This is a genomic window from Hymenobacter aranciens, assembly GCF_030580865.1.
Lineage (GTDB): Bacteria > Bacteroidota > Bacteroidia > Cytophagales > Hymenobacteraceae > Hymenobacter > Hymenobacter aranciens.
The window spans coordinates 371,227-395,840 of record NZ_JAUQSY010000002.1 but is presented as its reverse complement, the minus strand read 5'-3'; the positions used below and the strand labels follow the sequence as shown (position 1 = coordinate 395,840).

19 protein-coding genes are annotated in these 24,614 nt (G+C 58.2%); 10 read left to right on the top strand and 9 right to left on the bottom strand.

Going from position 1 to position 24,614, the window contains the following annotated elements:
* Positions 1–48: 48 nt before the first annotated feature.
* On the bottom strand, positions 49–1,275 hold the full coding sequence (locus Q5H93_RS03850) for an HD domain-containing protein (RefSeq protein WP_305005168.1): 1,227 nt from the start codon (positions 1,273–1,275) through the stop codon (positions 49–51).
* 193 nt (positions 1,276–1,468) lie between these two features.
* Here Q5H93_RS03850 and porX point away from each other — a divergent pair, with 193 nt between their 5' ends.
* Both porX and Q5H93_RS03840 read left to right on the top strand, forming a co-directional pair.
* Positions 1,469–3,034 (top strand): T9SS response regulator signal transducer PorX, encoded by a 1,566-nt coding sequence (gene porX, locus Q5H93_RS03845; protein WP_305005167.1) that lies wholly within the window; start codon positions 1,469–1,471, stop codon positions 3,032–3,034.
* A gap of 65 nt (positions 3,035–3,099) precedes the next feature.
* Positions 3,100–3,612, top strand: a complete 513-nt coding sequence (locus Q5H93_RS03840) for a hypothetical protein (protein ID WP_305005166.1) — start codon at positions 3,100–3,102, stop codon at positions 3,610–3,612.
* Here Q5H93_RS03840 and Q5H93_RS03835 read toward each other — a convergent pair.
* Positions 3,609–4,865, bottom strand: a complete 1,257-nt coding sequence (locus tag Q5H93_RS03835) for a pyridoxal phosphate-dependent aminotransferase (protein ID WP_305005165.1) — start codon at positions 4,863–4,865, stop codon at positions 3,609–3,611. The genes Q5H93_RS03840 and Q5H93_RS03835 overlap by 4 nt on opposite strands.
* Positions 4,866–4,987: 122 nt before the next feature.
* Here Q5H93_RS03835 and tsaE point away from each other — a divergent pair, with 122 nt between their 5' ends.
* The 3 genes from tsaE to Q5H93_RS03820 all read left to right on the top strand — a co-directional run bounded on the left by tsaE (position 4,988) and on the right by Q5H93_RS03820 (position 7,603).
* Positions 4,988–5,425, top strand: a complete 438-nt coding sequence (tsaE, locus tag Q5H93_RS03830; protein ID WP_305005164.1) for a tRNA (adenosine(37)-N6)-threonylcarbamoyltransferase complex ATPase subunit type 1 TsaE — start codon at positions 4,988–4,990, stop codon at positions 5,423–5,425.
* A 100-nt stretch (positions 5,426–5,525) separates the two neighbouring features.
* A complete protein-coding gene (locus tag Q5H93_RS03825; RefSeq protein ID WP_305005163.1) occupies positions 5,526–6,752 on the top strand; it encodes an alanine dehydrogenase in 1,227 nt (408 codons plus the stop codon).
* 80 nt (positions 6,753–6,832) lie between these two features.
* Positions 6,833–7,603, top strand: coding sequence for a GNAT family N-acetyltransferase (locus Q5H93_RS03820; protein ID WP_305005162.1), 771 nt, complete (start codon positions 6,833–6,835; stop codon positions 7,601–7,603).
* A 630-nt stretch (positions 7,604–8,233) separates the two neighbouring features.
* Here the strand turns inward: Q5H93_RS03820 and Q5H93_RS03815 are convergent.
* Positions 8,234–9,157 (bottom strand): flavin reductase family protein, encoded by a 924-nt coding sequence (locus tag Q5H93_RS03815; RefSeq protein WP_305005161.1) that lies wholly within the window; start codon positions 9,155–9,157, stop codon positions 8,234–8,236.
* Between the two features lie 41 nt (positions 9,158–9,198).
* The gene (locus Q5H93_RS03810) at positions 9,199–9,768 is read right to left on the bottom strand and encodes a hypothetical protein (RefSeq protein WP_305005160.1); all 570 of its coding nucleotides are present in this window, start codon (positions 9,766–9,768) and stop codon (positions 9,199–9,201) included.
* A 204-nt stretch (positions 9,769–9,972) separates the two neighbouring features.
* Here Q5H93_RS03810 and Q5H93_RS03805 point away from each other — a divergent pair, with 204 nt between their 5' ends.
* On the top strand, positions 9,973–11,418 hold the full coding sequence (locus Q5H93_RS03805; protein ID WP_305005159.1) for an MFS transporter: 1,446 nt from the start codon (positions 9,973–9,975) through the stop codon (positions 11,416–11,418).
* A gap of 193 nt (positions 11,419–11,611) precedes the next feature.
* A complete protein-coding gene (gene acs, locus Q5H93_RS03800) occupies positions 11,612–13,525 on the top strand; it encodes an acetate--CoA ligase (RefSeq protein ID WP_305005158.1) in 1,914 nt (637 codons plus the stop codon).
* 99 nt (positions 13,526–13,624) lie between these two features.
* Here the strand turns inward: acs and Q5H93_RS03795 are convergent, their stop codons facing one another.
* The 5 genes from Q5H93_RS03795 to Q5H93_RS03775 form a co-directional block, all read right to left on the bottom strand.
* On the bottom strand, positions 13,625–14,539 hold the full coding sequence (locus Q5H93_RS03795; protein ID WP_305005157.1) for a helix-turn-helix domain-containing protein: 915 nt from the start codon (positions 14,537–14,539) through the stop codon (positions 13,625–13,627).
* 147 nt (positions 14,540–14,686) lie between these two features.
* Positions 14,687–15,547 (bottom strand): aldo/keto reductase, encoded by an 861-nt coding sequence (locus Q5H93_RS03790; RefSeq protein WP_305005156.1) that lies wholly within the window; start codon positions 15,545–15,547, stop codon positions 14,687–14,689.
* Between the two features lie 138 nt (positions 15,548–15,685).
* Positions 15,686–16,399 (bottom strand): hypothetical protein, encoded by a 714-nt coding sequence (locus Q5H93_RS03785; RefSeq protein ID WP_305005155.1) that lies wholly within the window; start codon positions 16,397–16,399, stop codon positions 15,686–15,688.
* A 60-nt stretch (positions 16,400–16,459) separates the two neighbouring features.
* A complete protein-coding gene (locus Q5H93_RS03780) occupies positions 16,460–17,926 on the bottom strand; it encodes an exonuclease domain-containing protein (RefSeq protein ID WP_305005154.1) in 1,467 nt (488 codons plus the stop codon).
* Positions 17,927–18,084: 158 nt separating this feature from the next.
* Complete coding sequence (locus Q5H93_RS03775; RefSeq protein WP_305005153.1) at positions 18,085–19,272, bottom strand: AI-2E family transporter; 1,188 nt, start codon at positions 19,270–19,272, stop codon at positions 18,085–18,087.
* A 276-nt stretch (positions 19,273–19,548) separates the two neighbouring features.
* Here Q5H93_RS03775 and Q5H93_RS03770 point away from each other — a divergent pair, with 276 nt between their 5' ends.
* From Q5H93_RS03770 to Q5H93_RS03760, 3 genes are read left to right on the top strand one after another with little or no spacing between them, the layout of a single operon-like run.
* Positions 19,549–21,504 (top strand): DNA topoisomerase IV subunit B, encoded by a 1,956-nt coding sequence (locus Q5H93_RS03770; RefSeq protein ID WP_305005152.1) that lies wholly within the window; start codon positions 19,549–19,551, stop codon positions 21,502–21,504.
* A 59-nt stretch (positions 21,505–21,563) separates the two neighbouring features.
* On the top strand, positions 21,564–23,222 hold the full coding sequence (locus Q5H93_RS03765; protein ID WP_305005151.1) for a DUF262 domain-containing protein: 1,659 nt from the start codon (positions 21,564–21,566) through the stop codon (positions 23,220–23,222).
* A complete protein-coding gene (locus Q5H93_RS03760) occupies positions 23,222–24,481 on the top strand; it encodes a type II toxin-antitoxin system HipA family toxin (protein WP_305005150.1) in 1,260 nt (419 codons plus the stop codon). Before Q5H93_RS03765 ends, Q5H93_RS03760 begins: the two co-directional genes overlap by 1 nt.
* Positions 24,482–24,614: the final 133 nt, after the last annotated feature.

The following is a 24,614-nucleotide window of genomic DNA, read 5'->3' as shown; positions in this document are numbered from 1 at the left end:
CTTTCGCTCAGTAAAAAAGCTAACGGCTAACAGCCAATAGCTAACGGCTTAAATAATTTCCTTCGGGTAGCAGATGTAGAACTTCTCGACCCGCTGGCTCAGGGCCCGGATATTGGGCAAATCGGAAGCATCCATCACATTCACGATGTCGCCCTTCTTGGTAAGAATTTCGATGGGCTCACCGCTGGCATTATAAGCGCTGTTACTCAGGCGACCGGGAATCATAAGCAGGGCGGCTTCTTCGGGCGGCAGGCCGAATTTTTCCTCAATAAGCTCCTGGATACCGAGGCGAAAATCCTCATCAAAAGGCTCGGGGGCCAGCACGATTTTCAGCAGGTTGCGGTGCAGAATGCTCTTGGCCAGGTAGCTGAGCACTTTGTCGGGGTGTCCGGCCCAGCTTTTGATGGCCGACCAGATATCGTAGTCGTCGAGCTCCACGAAGTGGTTGAGAATCTTATCGTCGCGCTCGAAGTCGAGCAGCGTGACGGCCCGGCCCAAAAAGTAGCCCAGGCAGCTGTTGGCAGGCACTTCCACGCCCTGGCGGGCCAGGTCGCGCGCCCGCTGCACTACCCGAATGACCATCTGCTCGGCGCTGGTAACCGTCTTGTGCAGATACACTTGCCAGTACATCAGGCGGCGGCTCACCAGGAAATTCTCCACCGAATACACGGCTTTTTCTTCCAGCACCAGCCGCTCGTTCACCACCTGCAGCATTTTGATGAGGCGGTCGGCGCCGGGGCGGCCCTCGGCCACGCCGGTATAAAAGGAGTCACGGTTGAGGTAATCGAGGCGGTCCATGTCGAGCTGGCTGCTCACCAGCTGATGAAAAAACGGCCGCGAGTAGCTACCCTGAAACATGGCAATGGCCAAATCGAGCTTGCCCTTAAACTTCACATTCAGCCGCTGCATCAGATAAAGCGAGAGCTGCTCGTGCGGCACATCCTGAAAAATAGCCGTTTCCAGGGCGTGGGAGAGAGGGCCGTGGCCGACGTCGTGCAGCAGAATGGCGGCCAGCGCCGCCTCGCCCTCGGCAGCCGAAATTTTGGTGCCCTTGTCCTTCAAGGTGCGCAGGGCCAGCGACATCAGGTGCATAGCTCCCAGCGCGTGGTGAAAGCGCGTGTGTAGCGCCCCCGGATACACAAACCCCGTGAGACCCAGTTGCTGAATGCGCCGCAAGCGTTGGAAATAGCGGTGCTCAATCAGGTCAAATAAGAACTCCGTCGGAATCGTGACGAAGCCATAAACCGGGTCGTTAAAAATCTTCTTTTTATTCACTGCGGAAGGCTTGGGGAGGGCGGAAAACGGCGGCGATGTAGCGAATAAGAGCAACATTTACGGCCGAAACCCGTCAATAACGGTATTGCGAAGCTACGACCCTTTGCCGGGTCATGTTCGACAATATTTCTGCCTGGTGGCCCGTTCAGACGCGGCTGCTTCCCTTGTAAATTTCAGTACCCAAGCTTTTCCTATGCAAACCACCATCCTCTGGGCCGACGATGAAATCGACCTGCTCAAGCCGCACATCCTGTTTCTCAAGGAAAAAGGCTACGACGTGACGCCCGTCAACAGCGGCGCCGACGCCATCGAGCAGATTCAGGACCAGACCTACGACATCGTTTTCCTGGATGAAAACATGCCCGGCCTCACCGGCCTCGAAACGCTGACCGAAATCAAGGCCATCCGGCCGACGGTGCCGGTGGTGATGATTACCAAGAGCGAGGAGGAGCACATCATGGAGTCGGCCATCGGTGCCAAGATTGCCGATTACCTTATTAAGCCCGTCAATCCCAGCCAGATTCTGCTGTCGGTGAAGAAGGTGCTGGATAACAAGCGCCTCGTAACCGAGGCTACCAACTCGGGCTACCAGCGCGATTTCCGCCAGCTTGGTATGCAGCTATCCGACCGGCTGTCGCCTTCGGAGTGGGCTGACGTGTACAAAAAGCTGGTGTATTGGGAGCTGGAAATCAATGAAACCGAGGGGAAGAGCATGGCCGAGGTGTTCAACATGCAGAAGGACGAAGCCAATACTTACTTCGGCCGCTTCATCACCGAGAACTACGAGGACTGGGTGAACGGCGACGACAAGAACGCGCCGCTGATGTCGCACCAGCTCTTCAAGGAACGGGTATTCCCGACGCTGAAGGCGACCGGCGACACGCCGGTGTACTTCGTGCTCATCGACAACCTGCGCTATGACCAGTGGAAGGTGCTCGAACCCATTATTACCGAGATGTTCACGGTGGATAGTGAGGAGATGTACTACGCCATTTTGCCCACCACCACGGCCTACGCCCGCAATGCCATTTTCTCGGGCATGATGCCCGGCGACATCCAGAAAAAATACCCCAACCTGTGGGTGAACGACGACGACGACGAGGGCAAAAACCTGCACGAGGCGGAGTTCATGGAAATCAATTTCCAGCGCAACAACCAGAAATACAAGCACAGCTACCACAAGGTAACCAACCTGCAGGCCGGCAAGGACTTGCTGGGCAAGATGAGCAATCTGCACAACCAGTACAAGTGCAACGTTATCGTGTACAACTTCGTGGACATGCTCTCGCACGCCCGCACCGACATGGCCATGATTCGCGAGCTGGCGGCCGATGAGTCGGCCTACCGTAGCATCACCCGCTCGTGGTTCCTGCACTCGCCGCTGTACGAGATGCTGCAAACCATTGCCGAGAAAAAAGGCAAGCTCATCATCACCACCGACCACGGCACCATTCGCGTAAAGCGGCCGTATAAGATTGTGGGCGACCGTAATACGAACACCAACCTGCGCTACAAGCACGGCAAAAACCTGGGCTTCGACGACTCGCGCGACGTGTACGTGGTGCGTAAGCCGGAGCGCATCTTCCTGCCCCGCGAAAACGTATCGACCGCCTACGTCTTCACGCTCGGCGATTACTTCTTTGCCTACCCGAACAACTACAACTACTACGTGAACTACTACAAGGATACCTTCCAGCACGGTGGTATCTCGCTGGAAGAGTGCATTATTCCGTATGTGACGCTGACGGCGAAGGGATAAAAACCACTTTTCTGATATACAAAAGCGGCAAGCCTCGAAAGAAGCTTGCCGCTTTTATTTACACGATGAAAGAACAAACCTACCATAGCCTCCGGCAACTTGTCGGACTGATGCTAACTGGTTCTACCAGGGCAGCTGATATGGAATGTCTAAAGTTCGGCGAACAGGCAATTGTTGACCGTTCAGGCGAGCTATACAATATTGGAGAATTTGCTCTGCACTTGCAGTGTCCGTGGCGAATCACAAGCAGCGAGAAATTATTGGTCGGTAGCTCTGATTTGTATGAGCCTGCTGACGGAATCTCTGATGCTGATGAAGATTTTGACTGGGAAATAATTGGTAATAACCTGCGTGATGTCAGGCTACAGCAACTTCTAATACAGAGTAAAATAGTAGAAGCTGTAGAAACAGACGCGTACGGAGGATTCTCCTTGTTTCTAAGTCAGGACTTGGTATTTAGCGCTTTTCCGAGTTATTCGAAAAATGATGAATACCACGAGTACTGGCGGCTACTTGACAACCGGGAGGGACCAAAGCCACATATAGTAGTTGGTCCAAATGGAGTGGAATTTTGTTAGCTCAACTGCTCCAGCGCCGCCCGCAGCCGTGGTAGTGCCGCCTCAATCGACGCCAGCGAAGCGCCCCCTACCGACATGCGGAACCACGGCTCTGCCGCCCCCGAGCCGAAGGCGCTGAACGGCACTACCGCCAGCCCGGCTGCGTGGATGAGGTACGAAGTGGCCTCTTTGGTCGAGGTCAGCACCTGGCCGTCGGGCGCGGTGCGGCCCAGGATGTCGAGCTTGGCGGTGAGGTAGATAGCTCCGGCGGGCGCGATGGCATCGACGGGCAAGCCGTCGGCTTTCAGGGCTTGCAGGCCGTCGTAGAGGGTTTGCAGGCTGGTCTGGATTTCGCCCTTGAAGTCGTGCAGGTAGGTATCGACAGCGCTGGCGTCGGGCAGGAATTTGGCGGTGGCCACCTGCTCGGCTTTGGGCGCCCAGGCTCCCACGTGGCCCAAGATGGACTTCATCTTGTCAATGACGTTGGCCGGGCCGAAGGCGTAACCCACGCGCACGCCGGTAGCGGCGAAGCACTTGGAAATGCCGTCGATGTAGATGACGTAGGGCCGCAGCTCGGGGCGCAGGCTTACCGGGTCGAAGTGCTGGGTGTTGCCGAAGGTCAGCAGCCAGTAAATCTGGTCGTAGAGCACGTAGAGCGGCTTTTCATCGGGGCCGCGGCGCTGGTTTTCGGCGATGACGAGGTCGCAGATGTCCTCCAAATCCTGCCGTGAGAACGTGGTGCCGGTGGGGTTCAGCGGCGAGCAGAGGGCCAGCAGTGTGGCGCCGGGCAGGTGCGGGGCTACCTCGGCCGCGGTGGGCATAAACTGGTTTTCGGGCCGCGTGGGCACGGCCACGGGCGTGGCCCCGGTGAGGTGGCAGTAGTGGTTGTTGTTCCAGCTGGGCACCGGGAAAACTACCCGGTCGCCGGCATCAATCAGGGCGCGGTAGGTGGCGTAGATGAGCGGGCGCGAGCCGCCGGCCACCAGGAAATCGTTGGTGGGGTAGTCGAGGCCCAGGCGGGCTTTCAGGAAATCGTGGGCGGCCTGGCGCAGCTCGGCGATGCCGTTGGCGGGCGGGTAGTTAGTGTGGTGGGCCTGGTAGGCAGCCGTGATTCCCTCGGCCAGGCCGGCGGGAATCGGGTAAATGGAGGGGTCGAAGTCGCCGATGGTCAGGTTGCAGATTTCCTGCCCCCGCTTTATCATTTCGTTGACTTCACTGCCGATTTTGATGATTTCGGAGCCAATGAGGCTGCCCGCCATTTGGGATACTTGCATGAGGGAAAGTAAGGTAGTAGTAAACCGGACCGTGGGGCCCGACTGTCGGGGCTGCAAGTTACGGCCTGAGGCGCGGGTGTAGGGGCGGCTGACGGGCCGGGCCGCCGTATTTTTGTGGTCGCATGAGTATTCCTGTTATTTCCATTCCGAGCTTGTCGGCGCTGCCTGAAGCCGCCCGGCAGCTACGCCAGGTAATTGCCGACAGCAACTGCTCCGTCGTAGCCTTCGAGGGTGAAATGGGCGCCGGCAAAACCACGCTCATCCGCGCCCTGGCCGCCGAGCTGGGCGTGGCCGACGATGTGAGCAGCCCCACCTTTGCTTTGGTCAACGAGTACCGCGACGCCCGTGATAAGCCTGTATATCATTTTGACTTCTACCGGATTGATTCGCCGGAGGAAGCTGAGCGCATCGGGGCCGTGGAGTACTTCGATTCGGGGTATCTTTGCTTAGTGGAATGGCCGGCCCGCGTGGCCAGGCTTCTGCCGCCGCCTTATCTGGAAGTCAACGTGGTGGTGCTGCCGGATGAACGTCGGGAGGTCCGGGGTTTAATTAAGAATTAAGAATGAATAATTAAAAATTGAAGACCTGCCGAACGTCTTCAACGCCCAAGGGCTAGTAACCACCAATTTTTAATTCTTAATTTATAATTTTTAATTCAATATGGCCGAACAGCTACCCTCTGGTTTTGAATCCCTGGCGACGAGCCGCGCCTATTTCACGCAGGAATCGATGCTGGCCGTGGAAACGCGCAAGCGCAAGCTCTTCATCGGCTTGCCGCGCGAAACCTCGCTCCAGGAAAACCGCATCGGCCTCACGCCCGAAGCCGTGCAGCACCTGGTAGCGGCCGGGCACGAGGTGGTGCTGGAAGCCGGCGCCGGCGAGCCCAGCAAGTACGCCGACCACGACTATTCCGAAGCCGGGGCCACCATTGCCTACTCGGCCGAGGAAGTGTACAAGGCTGATATTCTGCTGAAAGTGGCCCCGCCCACACTCGACGAAATCGAGCTGATGCACGCCAACCAGACCCTGATTTCGGCCATGCAGATGGGGGCCTTGAACGCCGAATACATCGCGGCCCTGATGCGCAAGAAAATCAACGCCATCGGCTTTGAGTTCATGAAAGACCCTAGTGGGGCGCGCCCGGTGGTGCGGGCCATGAGCGAAATCGCGGGCTCGACGGTGATGCTGATTGCGGCCGAGTATCTGGCGCGCTCCAACGAGGGCAAGGGCATCATTCTGGGGGGCATTACGGGGGTGCCGCCGTCGCAGGTGGTCATCTTGGGGGCGGGCACGGTGGCTGAGTACGCCGCCCGCGCCGCTACCGGCCTCGGGGCCGAGGTGAAAGTGTTCGACAACCACCTTTACAAGCTGCGTCGCCTCAAGCACAACCTGGGTATGCAATTGTACACCAGTACGCTGGATACCTTCGCCCTGAGCCAGCAAATCCGCCGGGCCGACGTGGTCATCGGCGCGCTGGCGGTGGAGGATGGCCGCATTCCCTTCATGGTGCCCGAGGAAATGGTAGCCAGCATGGCCAGCGGCTCGGTCATCATCGACGTGAGCATCGACCAGGGCGGCTGCTTCGAAACCAGCGAGGTGACCACGCACAGCAACCCCGTATTCCGCAAGTACGACGTGGTGCATTACTGCGTGCCCAACATGGCCTCGCGCGTGCCCCGCACCGCCACCAACGCGCTGAGTAACATATTTACACCCATCCTGCAGGAAATCAGCCAGCACGGTGGCATCAACGAGGTGCTGTTCACGAACGAGCATTTCCGCTCGGGCGTGTACATCTACCGCGGCTCGCTCACGAATGCGGCTATTGCGAAGAAGTTTAATCTGCGGTATAAGGAGCTGGGGCTGTTGATTGCGGTGCGGAATTAACACTATCAGGCTAGCACATGAATGCTGAACTAACCGGACGCTCACTGCTTGAATTTACCGCTGCTGAAGCCTGCGAAGCCATGAATCGCTCCTTTGAGGAGTATTTTGTTTCGATGGCGTTCACGCCGGCCAGCTTTGAGCAGCGGTTTCGCAGCGAAAACCTGGATGCGGAAGCCAGTAAGCTGTGGTTTCGGGGTGAGGTGCTGGTGGGACTGGTGCTCGTTGCCCGGCGGGGCTGGAATAGCCGGGTAGCGGGCATGGGGTTGGTAGTGGCCGAGCGTGGCAAAGGCTACGGCAAAGTAATGCTGCAAGCAGCTATTGATGAGGCTACTGTTCGCAGCGACCGCAACCTGCTGCTGGAAGTGTTTACGGCCAATGAGCCGGCCCGCCGGCTGTATGAGCGGCTGGGATTTCGGAATACGCGGCTGCTGACGAACTTTCAGTGCCCGCCCAAAGCAGCAGAAGTCTCTGACAGCGGGCTGCTCGAAACGGACCCCCGGGAAGTAGCGCGCCTGCTGAGCCAGCAGGCAGACGGCGAATTGCCGTGGATGCTCGCGCCCGAAACGCTGGCTGCTTTTGCCCCGCCGATACGGGCTTTTCAACTAGAAAACAAAGCCTTTGCTGTCGTGCGCGAAGACCCTGCCCGCACCTTATTTCTGTGCCTGCTGGTGCCCCGGCAACACCGGCGGCAAGGCTGGGGCTCGCGGCTGATGGAGGCCATAGAGGCGGCGTATTCAACCAAAAACCTGCTGTGCTACTTGGTGCCGGAGGGAACGGGCTATGAGTTCCTGAAAGCCCGGCAATGGGCACCTCAAGAGCTCACCCTTTGGGAAATGGTGCGGCCATTGTAGGCTGAGCATGAATAGTAACCGTGCTTTCAGGCAGGACTACGCCAGCAGCAACGCCTTCCACGCCTCTACCACGCGCCCCTCGGCCAGCAACTGCTTCCGCAGCTCAGGCGCATTATCGCGGTGCTTGTTGAGCACGTAAACTGCCATCGGCGCAGACTTGAATTCCTCCCCCTGCGTGGCCCTTCCATTCGCTGTGGCGAAGGTGCGCAGGCAAGTTCATCAAAGCCAATGGCCAAGTTACGGTGTGGAATTAGCCGCTAAAGTTGGTCTACAGAAAAGCCCAGAAAAAGAGGGATAACAAGATGGCAAACAAGCACAAGCCTGCTATCCGTTTCGTTATGTCCGAATTACGTAATTGTTTGGAATAGCTTATAGCGACGGTTTGAGGAAGAAAATACCCTCGCCAAGCGTTATCAGGCGCTGACAAAATCCAAATTTCATCGCAGCTTTCGCAAGTGAGAGCTTGCTCTGCATTGTACAGCAGGGCTGGTTGTGATGGGTTGCCTTTGACCATTTGCCCGCTGATTAGTTTGGCAGAGAGCAGTTGCTCAAATCTTGCGAACTCTTCCGTAAAAATGAAGCTATAGATTTGGTCCTCGAAGCACTTGCTACACATGTGATGTGGTGCTTTTATTGTTCCTGAATCAATAGCAGCGTTTTCCAGGCCTCTGCCACGCGCCCCTCGGCCAGCAACTGCTGCCCCAGCAGCGTCAGCTGTTTTCGCAGTTCCGGTGTGTCGTCGCGGTGTTTATTGAGCAGGTAAGCTACCATCGGCTCGGCTTTAAATTCCTCCACCTGCGCGGCCGTGGGCACCGCCTCGCGCTCAATATTCGCCAGCCGGCCCAACTCATTGCCCGTAAGCCATTCGCTGTGGCGAATGTGCGCGGGCAGCTCGTCGAAGCCGATGCCCAGGTTGCGGTTTGGCTTGGGCACGAGAAAGAGGCTGTCGGGGGTGACGCGGCTGTACCAGTCGCCGCCCAGGCGAGCCACGGCTTCGAATTTGTGCGGGTCGATGCCGAGGCCGGAGGGCAGCAGGATATCCTCGCGGAAGTGGGCCTGCACGGCCCGGCAGATGATGAGGTTGCCGCTGCCGGGGCCGTCGCCGACGGACACCACCTGCTCCACCACGCACTCAAACGACGCCGGGCACTCCAGCACGCGGGGCGGGCGCACATGGTCGGAGGGCGCGGCGGTGAGGCCGGCTTTCACGAACTCATCGACGCCGCGCGGGTACTCGCAGCTGGCCAGCGACATCTGCTCCACCAGCGCGTAGTCGCAGATGTTGATGACGACTTCGGCCACCTCGCGCACATTCTCCAGGGTGTGCTTCTGAGTGTTGTCGCGCACGCGGTTGGCGGGCGAGAATACGAACGTCGTCGGGTTGGAGCTGAAGACGTTGAAGAAGCTGAAGGGGCTGAGGTTGACCTCGCCGGCGGCCGAGATGGTGCTGGCGAAGGCAATGGGGCGCGGGGCCACGGCGCCCAGCAGCAACTGGTGCCAGTCGGGGCCGGGCAGGGTGCCGGGGGTGATGGTGCGGAAGGGGGAGGCGGGCATGGGGGAGATATGAGCGGTCAAAGTTCAGGCGAAAGCGGCAATTAGTCTTCCTCGTCCTCTACCTGCCATTCGCGGGTGGCACTGTTATACTGATACGTTACTTTGGGATAGAAGTAGGTGAGCTGGTAATAAGGCCTTTTATGCTCGCTGTCACTGATAATTAGCTGGTAATAAAACGGGTTTGCCCGGAATAATCCCAGCGCCGTAGTTGGGACGTGGTCAAATTGGGCCGGCATCAACTGCCTGAGAGCGTCCGGATAATGATGGTGCCGGGCATGATACTTATCCAGCGCAACGATGAGTTGTCGGCTGCGCTGCCGAGTGAGGCGGTGTTGGGCCAGCTGGGCTAGGCCGATAGCCAAAAAACAACCAATTGGAACCAACAGCAGGGATTTAACCAAATGCCAGATAATCCAAAACCGGGATTTTGGCTCCGCCGACCAGGTAGTCATGGTAGCCAGCAACCCTAGCATCGGAAACGATAAGTAGTACAGTAACGCCTGCGTCTGCAGCCCCCAGCGTTCAAAAATCTGCTCACAATGCAGGTAAAGCAGGCTGCCAAACAGTAGCAACAGCGCCAGCAGCGACAAACGACGGATAAGAAGCGGCATCAGGCGGGTAAGGTGGTGCCCAAAGCTACTGCCGATTGAACGGTACTCCGAAGTGCCAGCCAGGTAGGTGGTGGCCGAACGCTGCCCTACCCAACGCCTGAAAACGCTACCGGCAACGTTACCGCGAATATTGTTGCCCCACAGCGCTTGGAAACGTTGCCGGAAGCCCTACTTTTCGCTTCTCATTCCTCATTCCCGCCCCCCGTGACCGACCCAACCGTCCCTGCTGCCCACGACAACAACGCCGTTTCGACCGGCACCATCTGGAAGGTTATCACGGCCTCGTCGGTGGGCACGGTCATCGAGTGGTACGACTTCTACATCTTCGGCTCGCTGGCCGCCATTATCGGGCCGGTGCTGTTCGGCTCGCAGGGCAAGCCGGAGGAAACCCTGCTCGGGGCCCTGGCGGTGTTTGGGGTGGGCTTCATCGTGCGGCCGTTCGGGGCGGTGGTGTTTGGCCGCATCGGCGACATGATTGGGCGCAAGTACACCTTTCTCGTCACCCTGCTGATGATGGGCGGGGCCACCGTGGCCACCGGCCTCGTGCCGAGCTACGACAAAATCGGCTGGGTGGCGCCGGCCATCGTGCTGGTGTTGCGGCTGTTCCAGGGCCTGGCGCTGGGTGGCGAGTACGGCGGGGCCGCCACCTACGTAGCCGAATACGCTCCCGACCACCAGCGCGGCTACTTCACGAGCTTCATCCAGATTACGGCCACGGCCGGTCTGGTGCTGAGCATCCTGGTGATTGTGCTCACGAAAAAAGCCATGCCCGAGGCCGACTTCAAAACCTGGGGCTGGCGCATTCCCTTCCTGCTGTCGGGCGTGCTCATTATTGCTTCCTACTACATTCGCCAGCAGCTGCACGAGTCGCCGTTGTTCCAGAAAGCCAAGGCGGAAGGCAAAACCAGCACGAGCCCCCTCCGCGACTCCTTCCTCAACCCCGTGAACCGGCGGCTGGTGCTCATTGCCCTGTTTGGGGCCACCATGGGGCAGGGCGTGGTGTTCTACACCAGCCAGTTCTACGCCTACTCGTTCATGCAGAACGCGCTGAAGCTGGATTTGATTGATGCCAGTATCGTGCTGGTGGTGAGCATGGTGCTGGCCACGCCGCTGTTCGTGTACTTCGGCGCGCTCTCCGACCGCATCGGCCGCAAGCGCATCATCATGACCGGCCTGCTCTGCGCCGCCCTGTTCACGGTGCCGCTCTTCTACGGCATCCGGGCCTACGCCGGGCCGCTGACCGAAGTAGCCCCCGCCACGGTAAACGCTGCCGGCCAGGCGGTAGCCGCAGTGCAGCAAGCCCTCTCGCCCAACCTGCCCATGATGACGCTGCTCACCTTCTGCCTGGTGCTGTTCGTGACGATGGTCTACGGCCCTATCGCCGCCTACCTCGTCGAGCTGTTCCCGACCAAGGTGCGCTACACCTCGCTCTCGGTGCCCTATCACATTGGTAACGGCATCTTTGGCGGCTTTGTGCCGCTGGTGGCCACCTGGATTACGGTGTGGGCCAACACCCAGCCCGCCGGCACGCTTTTCAAGGAACACGCCATGCTGGCGGGGCTGATTTACCCGGTTATCATAGCCGCTTTGTGCTGGATGATTGGCAGCGCCCTGATGAAAGACCTGCGCAACGTCCGGATAATGGACTGATTACGCCTGCAGCAAAGCCCGGTAACAACCAGGACCGCACTACCGGTCAGCGGCCGTTGCACCGGAGCGCCGCGCCGCCGCAATCGTCGCATCTTCTTCCATAATCGTCGCAACTGCGCCGCCGTTGCGCATTTTTACCGCAAAAAGCCTTCTCTTTGTCGGGCGTAATTGCCCCCACTGAAAATTCCCACCCATGTCTTTCGCCCGCATCCGCACCCTCGACGAATACCACGCCGCCTACGAGCAAGCCGCCACGCACCCCGATAAGTTCTGGGGCGACATCGCCGAAGGCTTCAGCTGGCGCCGGAAGTGGAACACCGTGCGCGGCGGCGAGTTTTCGCCCGCCGGCACGAGCACCTGGTTCGAGGGCGCCGCGCTCAACCTCACCGAGAACTGCCTCGACCGCCACCTGGCCACCCGCGCCAACAAGCTGGCCATCATCTTCGAGCCCAACGACCCCAAGGAGCGCCACACCCGCCTGACCTACCGCGAGCTCTACGAGCAGGTGTGCCAGATGGCCAACGTGCTGCTGAAGAACGGTGTGCAGAAAGGCGACCGCGTCATCATTTATCTGCCCATGATTCCGCAGCTGGCCATCACGGTGCTGGCCTGCGCCCGCATCGGGGCGGTGCACTCGGTGGTGTTCGCCGGCTTCTCCGCCACCGCCATCGCCGACCGCGTGCAGGATGCCGGCGCCGAGTTCGTGGTAACGGCCGACGGCCTCAACCGCGGCGCCAAGCAAATCCCCGTCAAAAGCGTGGTGGACGAGGCCCTGCAAAGCTGCCCCGGCGTGCGCCGCGTGCTGGTAGTGGAGCACACCAGCTGGCCCGTCAATATGCAGGCAGGCCGCGACGTGTGGTTTCACGACGAAGTGCAGGGCGTGGCCAAAGCCTGCCCGGCCGTCGAAATGCAGGCCGAAGACCCGCTGTTCATCCTCTACACCAGCGGCAGCACCGGCAAGCCCAAGGGCGTCGTCCACACCCAGGCCGGCTACATGGTGTGGGCCAGCTTCACGTTCCAGAACGTCTTTCAGGTCGAGGAAAACGACGTCTACTGGTGCACCGCCGACATCGGCTGGGTGACGGGCCACACATATTTGCTCTACGGCCCGCTGCTCTCCGGCAGCACCTCGCTCATGTTCGAGGGCGTGCCCACGTACCCCTCGCCGGGCCGCTTCTGGGAGGTGATTGACAAGCACCACGTCACGATTTTCTACACCGCGCCCACCGCTATCCGCTCGCTCATGGCGCATTCCGTGGACCACGTGCTGGCCTACTCCCTCAGCAGCCTGCGCGTGCTGGGCTCCGTCGGCGAGCCCATCAACGAAGAAGCCTGGCACTGGTACCACCAGCACGTGGGCAAAGGCCGCTGCCCCATCGTGGACACCTGGTGGCAAACCGAAACCGGCGGCATCCTGATTTCGGCCCTGGCCGGCATCACACCCAGCGTGCCCGCCCGCGCCGGCCTGCCGCTGCCCGGCGTACTGCCGGTACTGCTCAATCAGGACGGCACCGAAATCGAAGGCAACGACCAGGAAGGCTACTTGGCCGTCAAGGCCAGCTGGCCGGGCATCATCCGCACCACCTGGGGCGACCACGAGCGCGCCCGCCAGACCTACTTCCAGCCCTATCCCGGCTACTACTTCACCGGCGACGGCGCCCGGCGCGACGCCCAGGGCCTCTACCGCATCATCGGCCGCGTCGATGACGTCATCAACGTCAGCGGCCACCGCTTCGGCACGGCCGAGATTGAAAGCGCCATCAACGAAAGCCCCGAGGTAGTGGAAAGCGCCGTCGTCGGCTACCCGCACGACGTCAAAGGCCAGGGCATCTATGCCTACGTCATCTGCCAGAATGGTCTGCCGGATAATGATATTGACCGCCAGCGTGTCGAAAGCTCCATCCTCGAAGCCGTGGTGGCGAACATCGGCCGCATTGCTAAGCCCGATAAAATTCAGCTCGTAAGTGGCTTGCCCAAAACCCGCTCGGGGAAAATCATGCGGCGCATTCTGCGCAAAGTAGCCGAAGGCGAAACGCAGAACCTGGGCGACACCACGACGCTGCTCGACCCGCTGGTAGTGGAGGAAATTGTGGCGGGTAAGAAGTAGCAGAACTGTCATGCTGAACGCAGTGAAGCATCCTATCAAGCAGAAACGACTTGTTCTAACTTGATAAGATGCTTCACTGCGTTCGGCATGACAGTTCTGCTACTGCACCGAAAACCGAAATTCCGCCGGCGTAAACCCGGTTTTATTCTTAAATAAGCGGCTGAAATACTGCGGATACTCAAACCCCAGCCGGAAAGCCGTTTCGTTGATGCTCAGCGAGGTGCTCAGCAGCAGATGCTTGGCCCTCTCAATCAGGGCCTGATGGATGTGCTGCTGGGTATTCTGGCCGGTGTAGGTGCGCAGCAGGTCGCTGAGGTAGGCGGGCGACACGTGCAAGGCATCGGCAAAGTGCTGCACGGTGGGCAGCGGGCGGCTGTCGGAGGCGGCAAAGTAGGCCGTCAGCTCGGCTTCGAAGCGGGTGAGCAGGTCGTGACTGGCGGTGCGGCGCGTCTGGAACTGGCGGTGATAGAAGCGGTTGGCGTAGGTCAGCAGCAGGTCGAGCTGGGCCACCAGCACATCCTGGCTGAAGGCATCGACAGGTTGCTCGCTTTCGCGGCGCAGGCTGGCGGCCAGCTCGTTGAGTTGTGTTTCCTCCTGCGCCGAGAGGTGCAGGGCCTCATTCACCTGGTAGGAGAAGAAGTTGTAGCCGTTGATTTTCTGGCCCAGCGGGTAGCGGGCCAGCAGGTCGGGATGGAAGGCCAGCAGCCAGCCCGTTACGTCAAAAGCTTCGGCGGGATAGTCGCTGGCGCACAGCTGCCCGGGCGCGTAAAACCCCAGCACGCCCTCGCTGAAATCGTAGCTGCCGTGGCCATAGCGCAGCCGCCCGTTCAGGTTGCGCTTGAGCGACACCAGGTATAGCTGCCGCAAAGCCGGCTGCTGCGACTCCGGCGGCGGCTGGTGGCCCGCCAGGTCGATGACCGTAAACAACGGGTGCGCCGGGGCCGGGAAGCCGAAAAACCGGGTGAAATCCGACACTGAAGCCAGCAGCTGGAAGTCTTTTGCAGTCTGTTTCATGGGGGTTGTAACCGGTGGTTAGACAATTGGTTGGTGAAGTGCCCCTGACTTATTGATAGAGCGGGTTCTTGCGTCATCGCTCTGCCAACGAGCCAGAGGCTCGAACCCAGTCGGCACGCGTCGGAGACGCGCGCCAGCTACCGTTGTTTATTGACTAACTGCGTCCAGCTCCTGCATATCCTCCGCCGTCAGGCGCAGCTCGGCGGCGCGCATGTTTTCTTCGAGGTGCCCGATGCTGGAGGTGCCGGGAATCAGCAAAATATTCGGCGCGTGGTGCAGCAGCCAACTCAGGGCTACTTGCCGCTCCGAGGCCTGGTGCCGGTCGGCCACGCGTTGCAGCCCCGACTGCCCGATTTCCTGCCCGCCGCCAATCGGGAACCACGGAATGAAGGCAATGCCCTGCTCGCGGCAGTAGTCGAGCACCGGCTCAGCCTCGCGCTCAAACAGGCTGTAGCGGTTTTGCACCGAGGCCACCGTAAAGTATTGCTGGGCGTGCTTGATTTCGTCTACCGTCACTTCCGACAAGCCCAGGTGCCGCACGCGCCCCTGGCGTTGCGCCTCGGCCAGGAATTCAAAGCTCTTCTCGGCCGGCAGGCGCGGGTCGATGCGGTGCAGCTGGTAGAGGTCGATGCGCTCCAGGTGCAGGCGGCGCAGGCTGCCGTCGAGGGCGTCGTGCAGGTGCTGGGGCGTGGCATCGTTCAGAAAATCAGCCCAGGGGCCGAAGCGCACCAGGCCGCCTTTGGTGCCCACTACCACGTCGGTCGGGTAGGGGGCCAGGGCCTCGCCAATCAGCTCTTCGGAGGTGAAGGGGCCGTACATATCGGCCGTGTCGATGAAATTGACGCCCAGCTCCACGGCGCGGCGCAGTAGTGCCAGCATAGCGGGCCGGTCTTCGGGCGGCCCCCAGATTTGCGGGCCGGTGATGCGCATGGCGCCGAAGCCCAGGCGGTTGATTGCAAGGTCGCCGCCTAATTTAAAAGTGGCGGGGAAGGTTGGGGAGGTTTGCATTTTCAAAAAGGGGGTTAATTGATAATGCAAAGCTCCGGTTGGGGTAGGGCTGGCGAGCTACACAAACCGGGGTTTGTTGTGCACAAAACCCGCCTTTCAGTCAGCGCGGAGCGAAACCGCTACGCTGGTAGCCGCAAGCTAGCTTTCCAGCATGGCCTGTAGCTTGCGGAAGGCCTTTTTGCTGGGTGCAAATCGCCGAAACAGCTCCTCAATGGTGGCCCGGGTTTGCAAAGGATTAAAGCCGCCTTCGTACAGAGTTTCGGTGAGCATGTCAAAGTTGTAGTTGGCCAGCGAGTAACGGTAATGTTGCCCGTCGAAAACCGGAGCCTGACGTAGATAATTGGCCGTGTAAGCGCTGAAATACTGCGCAAACTCCTGTTTGGTCATGCTTTCCAGGGGGCGCAGCCGCTGAAGTTTCTCCAGGTAGCGGGCACTGTAGAAGCGCGGCCCCCATAGCTGGCCGCCCGTGGCAACGTACGGGGCCAGCAGCTGCAACGTCGTGTTACGCAGCGTGTCGGGCACGTTCCAGGCCCGCCGGAAAGCCTTCCCCGGTACAATGTCAAACGCAATAAGGGCGGAGAAATGGACCGTGTCGGGCGTATGCTGCAACAGCAGCATCTCGCGGCTGCCAAAACTGAGCGTCCGCCGCACCGGAAACACCGGCGGGCTCTCTTCAATGACTCGGAAATCGGTGGTAACCAAGCGGCCGCGAATAGTAAGCTGGTCGATAGCTACCTCCAGCAACCCGCCGCGGGTAGGGCAGTACCATGCGCCCACCAGTTGCTGCGCCGTGCCGGTGCGAGCCAGCGCCAGCAGCGCTACCAGAAGCAGAACTCCTTTTTTACCAGTCATCTCACCCGAAGTAGTTTATTGGCAACCAGTCTGCTTACTTATATTCCTGTTGAGGTAGCCTCACGCAAACACCTTCACCCGCTCCCCCTTGCGCTTGGTGCGCAGGTACTGCCGGATAATCTGCTGCGTGTCCTTGTTGTCGGAATACGGCTTAATGGCGTCCCGAAAATCCTGAATGCGGCGGGCCGTAAACGTCTCATCCACGTAGCCGAAGCCGCGGTAGTAGCCATTCTCGACCAGTACGATAGTCTTTTCCTGCTCCGTTCGGCCGGGGCCGATGACGACGAAGCTTTCGTGCTCATAGCGAATGCTGTCGATGGCCTCATCGACGCGGGCGTTGTAGGTTTCGGGCGGCTCCTGGCCCACGCAGGCGCCCTGGCAGCGGTGCACCTGGTAGTCGAAGCACGGGCCCTGGGTTTTGTAGAGGCCGCAGAGCTTCTGGCAGAGGTTGTACTTTGCTACCTTGTGGTACAGAAAGCCTTGCGCCTTATACTGGTTGCCCAGCGCGATGATGGGTATTTCCATGTTCCGGGCATCGGCGCGGCCGTAGGCCAGCACTTTGTAGCCGTCTTCGTTGGTGCGCAGATAGATACCGGCCGGAAACACCGAGCGCCGCTGGGCCCGGTTGTAGGCCGGCTTGAGGTGCTTGATAAGGTGCGACTCGTAGAGCAGCGCCACCAGCTCCGAGCCGGTGAGCTCCCAGGTAATGTCGGCGATGGAGTTTTTGAATTCCAGGCTTTTGCGCGACTTTACATCAATGGCAAAGTGCTGCTGAATGCGCTTGAAGATGTTGATGCTCTTGCCGACGTAAATAATTTCCCCCGCCTCATTATGAAAGTAGTACACGCCCGTGGCCTGCGGCAGGCTCGCCACCAGTTCCGGCGATACCAGCGGCGGGAGCAGCGCCGTTTTGATGGCCGCCGCCACGGCCGCCACGCGCTTGGGCGAGGGCTTTTTGCCCGCCGGAGCCAGGGCATCCACGCGGGCCAGGGTATGGCTGGTGTCCTGGCCGTGCGGCAGGTCCTCGCTTTCCTGAGTGATTTTTAATAGCTTATCAAACAGCAGGGTGGTAGCGTGGGCGTCGCCGGCGGCGCGGTGCCGGCCTTCGAGCGGGATGCCGATGTTTTTACACAGCTTGCCGAGGCTGTAGCTGGGCTGGCCGGGAATAAGGCTGCGCGAGAGCCGCACGGTACAGAGCGTTTTGCGCGAGTAGTTGTAGCCCAGGTCGCCAAACTCCTTTTTGAGGAACGAGTAGTCAAAGCGCACGTTGTGAGCTACGAACACGCAGCCTTCGGTGATTTCCACGATGCGGCGGGCCACTTCGTGAAACTTCGGCGCGTCGCTCACCATGTCGTTGGTGATGCCGGTGAGCTGGGTGATGAAGGCGGGAATCTGCCGGCCGGGGTTCACCAGGCTGCTGAACTGGTCGATGATTTTCTCGCCATCGTGCACGAAGATGGCTATTTCGGTAATGCGGTCCTGGGCGGGCTGGCCGCCAGTGGTTTCGATGTCGACGATGGCGTACAAATCGGGCGCGGGCTGGGTGGGGCGTGGAGAGGGGCTAACAAACTTAGTAGGGGAGAAGGTTGCAGCGTAAGCAGCGCGGACGTTGTAGTCCGCGAGTCTGGTCCGTTAGAATATCCCTAACGTTCTCACTCGCGGACTACAACGTCCGCGCTATTTTGCTACATCCGCCGTACCATGCGCCAGAGCTTGCCCAGCATTCCCGGCTCGTCCGCCGCCGCCTTATCGGTCTGAATTTCTTCGCCATCGGCCACGTCGCCGAGCAGAAAGCCCCAGGGTTCGGTGGTCTTGTTGGCATCAAAAATGACCTTGATAACGGCCACCAGCGGAATGCTCAGAATCATGCCCGGCGTGCCCCACAGCTCGCCCCCCAGGATGAGGGCCACAATAGCAGCCATGGGATTGATACTCACTTTTGAACCGGTAATCATGGGGGTAATAAAATTGCCCTCCAGAAACTGCACGAACACGAACACGCCCACCACGGCGGCCGCCTTGGCCGGCGAGCCGGTTTCGACCAGCGTAATCAGGGCCGGGATGGTGGCCCCCACCATGATACCGATGTAGGGAATGACGGCCAGCACCGAGGCGAAAATGGCAAAGAAGATGGCGAATTTCACGTTGAGCACCAGCAGACCAATGCCGTTGAGGATGGAGACGACGACGATAACCGTCAGCAAACCTGAAATGTAGGCCTGTACCACAGTCTGGATGCTGTCCATGGTGTGGAGCACGCCGGTGCGCTTGTCGGGGGCCACGAAGCGGAACAGGAACTGCCGCATGTGGTCGCGGTAGTAGAGGAAGCAGAAAATGTAGATGGGCACCAGCGTGACCGTGCTCAGCACGCCGGCCGTGGTGCTGAGGGTGGTGCTGAGGTAGGAGCCGGCCGAGTCTTTGAGTGAGCTCATCGTCTGGTCGATGAACTCGTCCTTGCTCATGGGCTGGTAGCCGAATTTATGGCTGGCCCACTGCTGAATCTGGTCGAAGTAGAGGACGGATTTGCTCTGCAGCAGGGGCCACTCCTTACGCAGGTCCATGAGCTGGGAGCCAAAGAGGTAGAACAGGCCGCCCAGCGCCACAATGACCAGCAGCAGCGCCACGATAATGGCCAGGATACGCGGCCATTTCCAGCTTTCGAGCTTGCGCACCAGCGGCAGCAGCAGCACCGAGAGCAGCGCCGAAAACAGCAGCGGCAGCAGCACGCTGTCGAGCACCCGGAGCACGTACACCAGCAGCGTGAGGCCGATGAGCAGGAAGGTGTAGCGGATAACCGGCACCTGCCGGACTTCGGCGGGCGAGTGGGGAATGGCCTGCGTGGGACGCGGCGGGAAATGGTTGGGGGGAAGCATGAAAGAGGTAAAACGGACGAGCGGAGGGGTAACTTTAACAGTGTTAGGCTCTCGGTGTTGGGTATTGGGTTTTGGGGCTTATGGGCCCTGATGCCAAACACCGAAAACCTAACACCCAATACCCGATACGAATAAACAACGGGTGAACTGAACCAGCGAAAAACGGTGTTAAAAATCCAACGAAATTAGCGGCAGCTGCTAAACCGGCTGGCAAGTTAAAACTAGCTTTCTGCCGAAAATTTGCGTTATTTTACCCCTCCCATACGGAAAACGAAGATGAAGGACGAACTACTGACCGACGAGCCGGGCCAAACCACCAAAGCGCCCGAGCACGGCTACACCGAAGACAGCATCCGCTCGCTCGACTGGCGCGAGCACATCCGCCTGCGGCCGGGCATGTACATTGGCAAGCTGGGCGACGGCTCGGCCTATGACGACGGCATTTATGTGCTGGTGAAAGAGGTAGTTGACAACTGCATCGACGAGCACGTGATGGGCTACGGCCGCACCATCGAAATCAAGATTTCGGACAGCCGGGTGCAGGTGCGCGACTACGGCCGCGGCATTCCGCTGGGCAAGGTGGTGGATGTGGTGAGCAAAATCAACACCGGCGGCAAGTACGACTCGAAGGTCTTTCAGAAGTCGGTGGGCTTGAACGGCGTGGGTACCAAGGCAGTGAATGCTTTGAGCAGCCACTTCTTGGTGCAGAGCGTGCGCGACGGCCAGTTGAAAGCTGCCGAATTCTCGCAGGGCCAGCTCACGGCCGACCCCAAGCCGCAGAAAACCTCGCAGCGCAACGGTACGCTCATCACCTTCCAGCCCGACGAGACGATTTTCCGGAACTACCGCTTCATCCCGGAGTACCTTGAAAATCAGATTCGCAACTACTGTTACCTCAACGCCGGCCTCACCATTCACTTCAACGGCCAGCGCTACGAGGCCAAGAATGGTTTGCTCGACTTGTTGCAGGACAAAACCGACCCGGACGCCCGGCGCTACGATATCATCCACCTGAAAGGGGAGGATATCGAGATGGCCCTGACGCACGGCAACGACTACGGCGAGGAATACTACTCGTTCGTGAACGGGCAGTATACTACGCAGGGTGGTACGCACTTAGCCGGCTTCCGCGAGGCGGTGGTGAAGACGGTGCGCGAGTTTTATAAGAAGGAGTACGACGCCTCGGACATCCGCGCCAGCATCGTGGGGGCCATTTCGATACGGGTGCAGGAACCCGTATTTGAAAGTCAGACCAAGACCAAACTGGGCTCGATAAACATGGAGCCGGAGGGCAGCGGCGGGCCGGTGCGCCCGGTGCGTGGTTTCATCGTGGACTTCGTGAAGGAGCACCTCGACAACTACCTGCACAAGAACCCGGCCGCCGCCGAGGCCCTCAAGAAGCGCATCGAGCAGAGCGAGCGCGAGCGCAAGGACATGGCCGGCGTGAAAAAGCTGGCCAACCAGCGCGCCAAAAAAGCCAACCTGCACAACCGCAAGCTGCGCGACTGCCGCTTCCACCTGGGCGAAAACGCCAAGGACGGCGCCGAAAAGGAGCCGCTTACCACCTTGTTTATCACCGAGGGCGACTCGGCCAGCGGCTCCATCACCAAGAGCCGAAACGTGGAGCTGGAGGCCGTATTTAGCCTGCGCGGTAAGCCGCTGAACTGCTTCGGGCTGAAGAAGAAAATCGTGTACGAAAACGAGGAGCTGAACCTCCTGCAGCACGCCCTGAACATTGAGGAAGGCATCGAGGGGCTGCGCTACAACCGCGTGGTCATTGCCACCGATGCCGACGTGGACGGCATGCACATCCGGCTGCTGCTGCTGACGTTCTTTTTGCAATTCTTTCCCGATTTGGTGCGTAACGGCCACGTTTTCATTCTTGAAACGCCGCTCTTCCGGGTGCGCAACAAGAAGGAAACCATCTACTGCTACAACGAAGGCGAGAAGCAGGCCGCCATGCGCAAGCTGGGCAAAAACCCCGAGGTGACGCGCTTCAAAGGGCTGGGCGAAATCTCGCCCGACGAGTTCGGCAAGTTCATCGGCGAGAACATCAAGCTGGAGCCGGTCATTCTGCAGTCGGACCGCTCCATCCAGCAGGTGCTGACGTACTACATGGGCAAGAATACGCCGGCGCGGCAGGAGTTTATCATCGAAAACCTGCGTTTGGAGAAGGACCTCGTGACCAGCGACGTGCTGCCGGTGGCCGAGACGGTGCTGGAGGAGGTGTAGGCTTAACGTTTAAACTTTGTAATTAAATCGGTCTTCCACTCTCAAAATAACGGCGAGGAATGGATAAGCAATTAATTATTCGACCAGAAGCGGGCACCGCAACTGTTGAGAATCTAGTAGCAAGTGTCCGAAGCGGACAAGTGCGAATACCGAGCTTTCAACGCCCTCTGCGTTGGGAAGCGCCGCAAGTAGTGGCTTTGTTCGACAGTATTTATAAAGGCTATCCGATTGGGTCGCTACTACTGCAAAAAAAACGTGCCGAAGCAGCCGAAGTAATATTGGGACCATTGCGAATTGCTGCTCCATCAGTCCATGATGCTCTATGGGTAATAGATGGTCAGCAGCGGCTGACTTCGCTAGCGGCGGGCCTGGCACGTCCTACGCCGGTGCCCACTACACCCGATGACCCATTTATTGTATACTTTGATGCTAAAACCAGTACTTTTCAATCGCCTCAGCGGAATGGCGTAGTACCAAGTACGTGGGTTCCTGTGGCACAATTGCTGGATGCTTCAGGGCTTATTGAATGGATATTTAGTTGGCAACATAGTCAGGAGCCAGAGCTACGGACCTCGGTGTTTGAAGCAGGTACTCGGTTGCGTCAGTATCAAGTGCCGCTTTACACTGTTGTAACCGAGGAGGAAAGCGTATTGCGGGATATTTTTTACCGTACCAACACTTTTGGTAAAGTGATGGCTTGGGAGGATGTGCATAAAGCATTATTTAGTAAACAAGGCGAGTATCCCTCTACACTAGCTGACCTGAGTGAAGCATTAGCGGCTAACCATCAAATGGGGCAGCTTACACAGCAGCAGTTGCTAACTTCACTGATGGCTTTTGAGGGGTTAGACCCTACACGTAATCTAACAGAACATGCACGACGGGGCGGAGAGAAAGAACTTGAGAAATTACAGACGTCAGTTCAAGATGCATTACCAGTAATCGGCAGAGTGCTTGATTTTCTGCGTAACAACGCCGAAATTCCGCATCTACGTCTTCTGCCTCGGATACTGCCATTTGTCGTACTAACCCGGTATTTTAGGCTATTCCCACAGCCATCCAATCGTAGTCTGCAACTTTTGGCTCGCTGGACTTGGCGGGTATTAACAGGGCTGGCTTTATTTGATGAGCGTACGCTTTTACGATACGGTGTGATTAGCCTGCAACCGGGTAACGACGAAGTGCAAGCACAGTTATTATTAAACTTGATACCGAATGAATTACCTGAGCAATTGCAGTATCAGTTACCTGACCGATTTGATGCCCGGGCCACAGATAGTAGGCTGGCGCTATGCGCAATGTTCAAGCAAAATCCGCTACGAGAAAATGGACAAGCAGTCGAGTTGATTGAATTAGGCGCTATTATTCAACGAGGTAACAACTACATAATCTCTACTTCAAGCCTAAACGTTGGAAAAATGCCTATGGCATTCGGTCCGGCCAACCGCATACTATTTCCCACGGAAACTCCCCTGTTACCGCGACTGATGGCTGCTGATTGGCAGCAAGATGCTATCTTTTTAACATCTCACGTTATTAGCCAAGCGGCGTTAGAGGCTCTACATAAACGGGACCGAGAAACTTTCCTAAGTGTGCGGGGGACAGAAATTGAACGGCTGGTTCGTCAGCAAAGCAACCGCCTCGCTGCTTGGGGCGAACCTGACCGAATTTCCATCAACCAACTTGTAGCTCAAACCGAAGCTGCTGACCTTACTTGATGCAGACATTTGATGTTTTATTAGGCGAGGTTGTAGTCGGTCAGTTAGGTCGGGTGCAGTCCGGTAAGGTGTTATTTCGCTTTACCGAGGAATACCGACAACTGCCATATCGGCCTGTGTTAGGACAGCATTTTGAGGACAATCTGCTGAAAACCTATTCAGGCGTGCGGGAAGAGCTGCCGGCCTTTTTCGCCAACTTAGTTCCGGAAGGAGCTCTGCGCGAGTTGTTGTTGTATTCATTGGAATTGACTGAAGGTGATGACTTGCAGTTGCTAGCAGCGTTAGGCCACGATTTGCCGGGAGCAGTTCGCATTCGTCCTAGCCAAGCAACCACTAACCTATTGGACGCTACAGCTGAGCCAAATGGGGCTGTGATAGAAACTGGAGTAGCAGACGAAGAAGCGGTATTTCGTTTCTCACTGGCGGGCGTACAAATGAAATTTTCATTGTTGAAATCCAATGAGAAGCTTTTATTGCCAACACACAATCAGCAAGGAGACTGGATTGTGAAGTTCGACTCGGATATTTATCCAGGTTTAGTCGCCAATGAATTTGCTACGATGGAATGGGCCCGAGCAGCTGGATTTGAGGTGCCAGAGTGCCAGGTGCGTCCAGTTAGCGAACTTCCAGCGGAATTGCTGAGTCGTGTAGCTCCGACAGGAAATGTGTACTTGATAAAACGTTACGACCGACAAGGGACAATTCGCATTCATCAGGAAGACCTAGCGCAGGTAGCGGGATTGCGGCCATCATTGAAGTATGAACAATGGAAATATGAAACCTGTGCTCGTGTAATAAGAGCAATATGTGGCGTTGAGGGATACGAAGAGTTTATCAGACGGCTGGTTTTCATGGTCGCTTCCGGCAATACAGATGCCCATCTGAAAAATTGGTCCTTGTTGTATCCTGACGGCAAGAGGCCGGTACTAACTCCACTTTATGACCAGGTTGCAGTGGTGGCTTGGCCGCCGCCCGTAGCTTCGATGAAAATCGAATGGGCCTTAAAATTTGCCGGTACGAAAAACCTGTTTCACATTGACGAAACCACTTTTGAGCGGCTGGCGGTATTGAGTGGAGGTGACCCGACGCAAATCAAGCGTATAGTGATAGAAATGTTGGAGCGACTCGCAGAATCTTGGAAAGTAGGACGCATAATGGAGTTGATGCCTCCAAAGCACGTTGAGGCATTGTTTAATTACTGGCAGCGAGTTCCGTTACTGCGAACAGACTTTTTGCAGCGTGTACAAATGATTTACTGATTCTACTAAGCGCACTACCACGAGTATAAGTGCCACGCAAAACCGCCCCGTTCGGCCCTGCCGGACGGGGCGGTTTTGCGTGCGGGCAGGAGCAGAGGCCCTAGCATCAACATGCGATTGCGCGGCCTTGGGA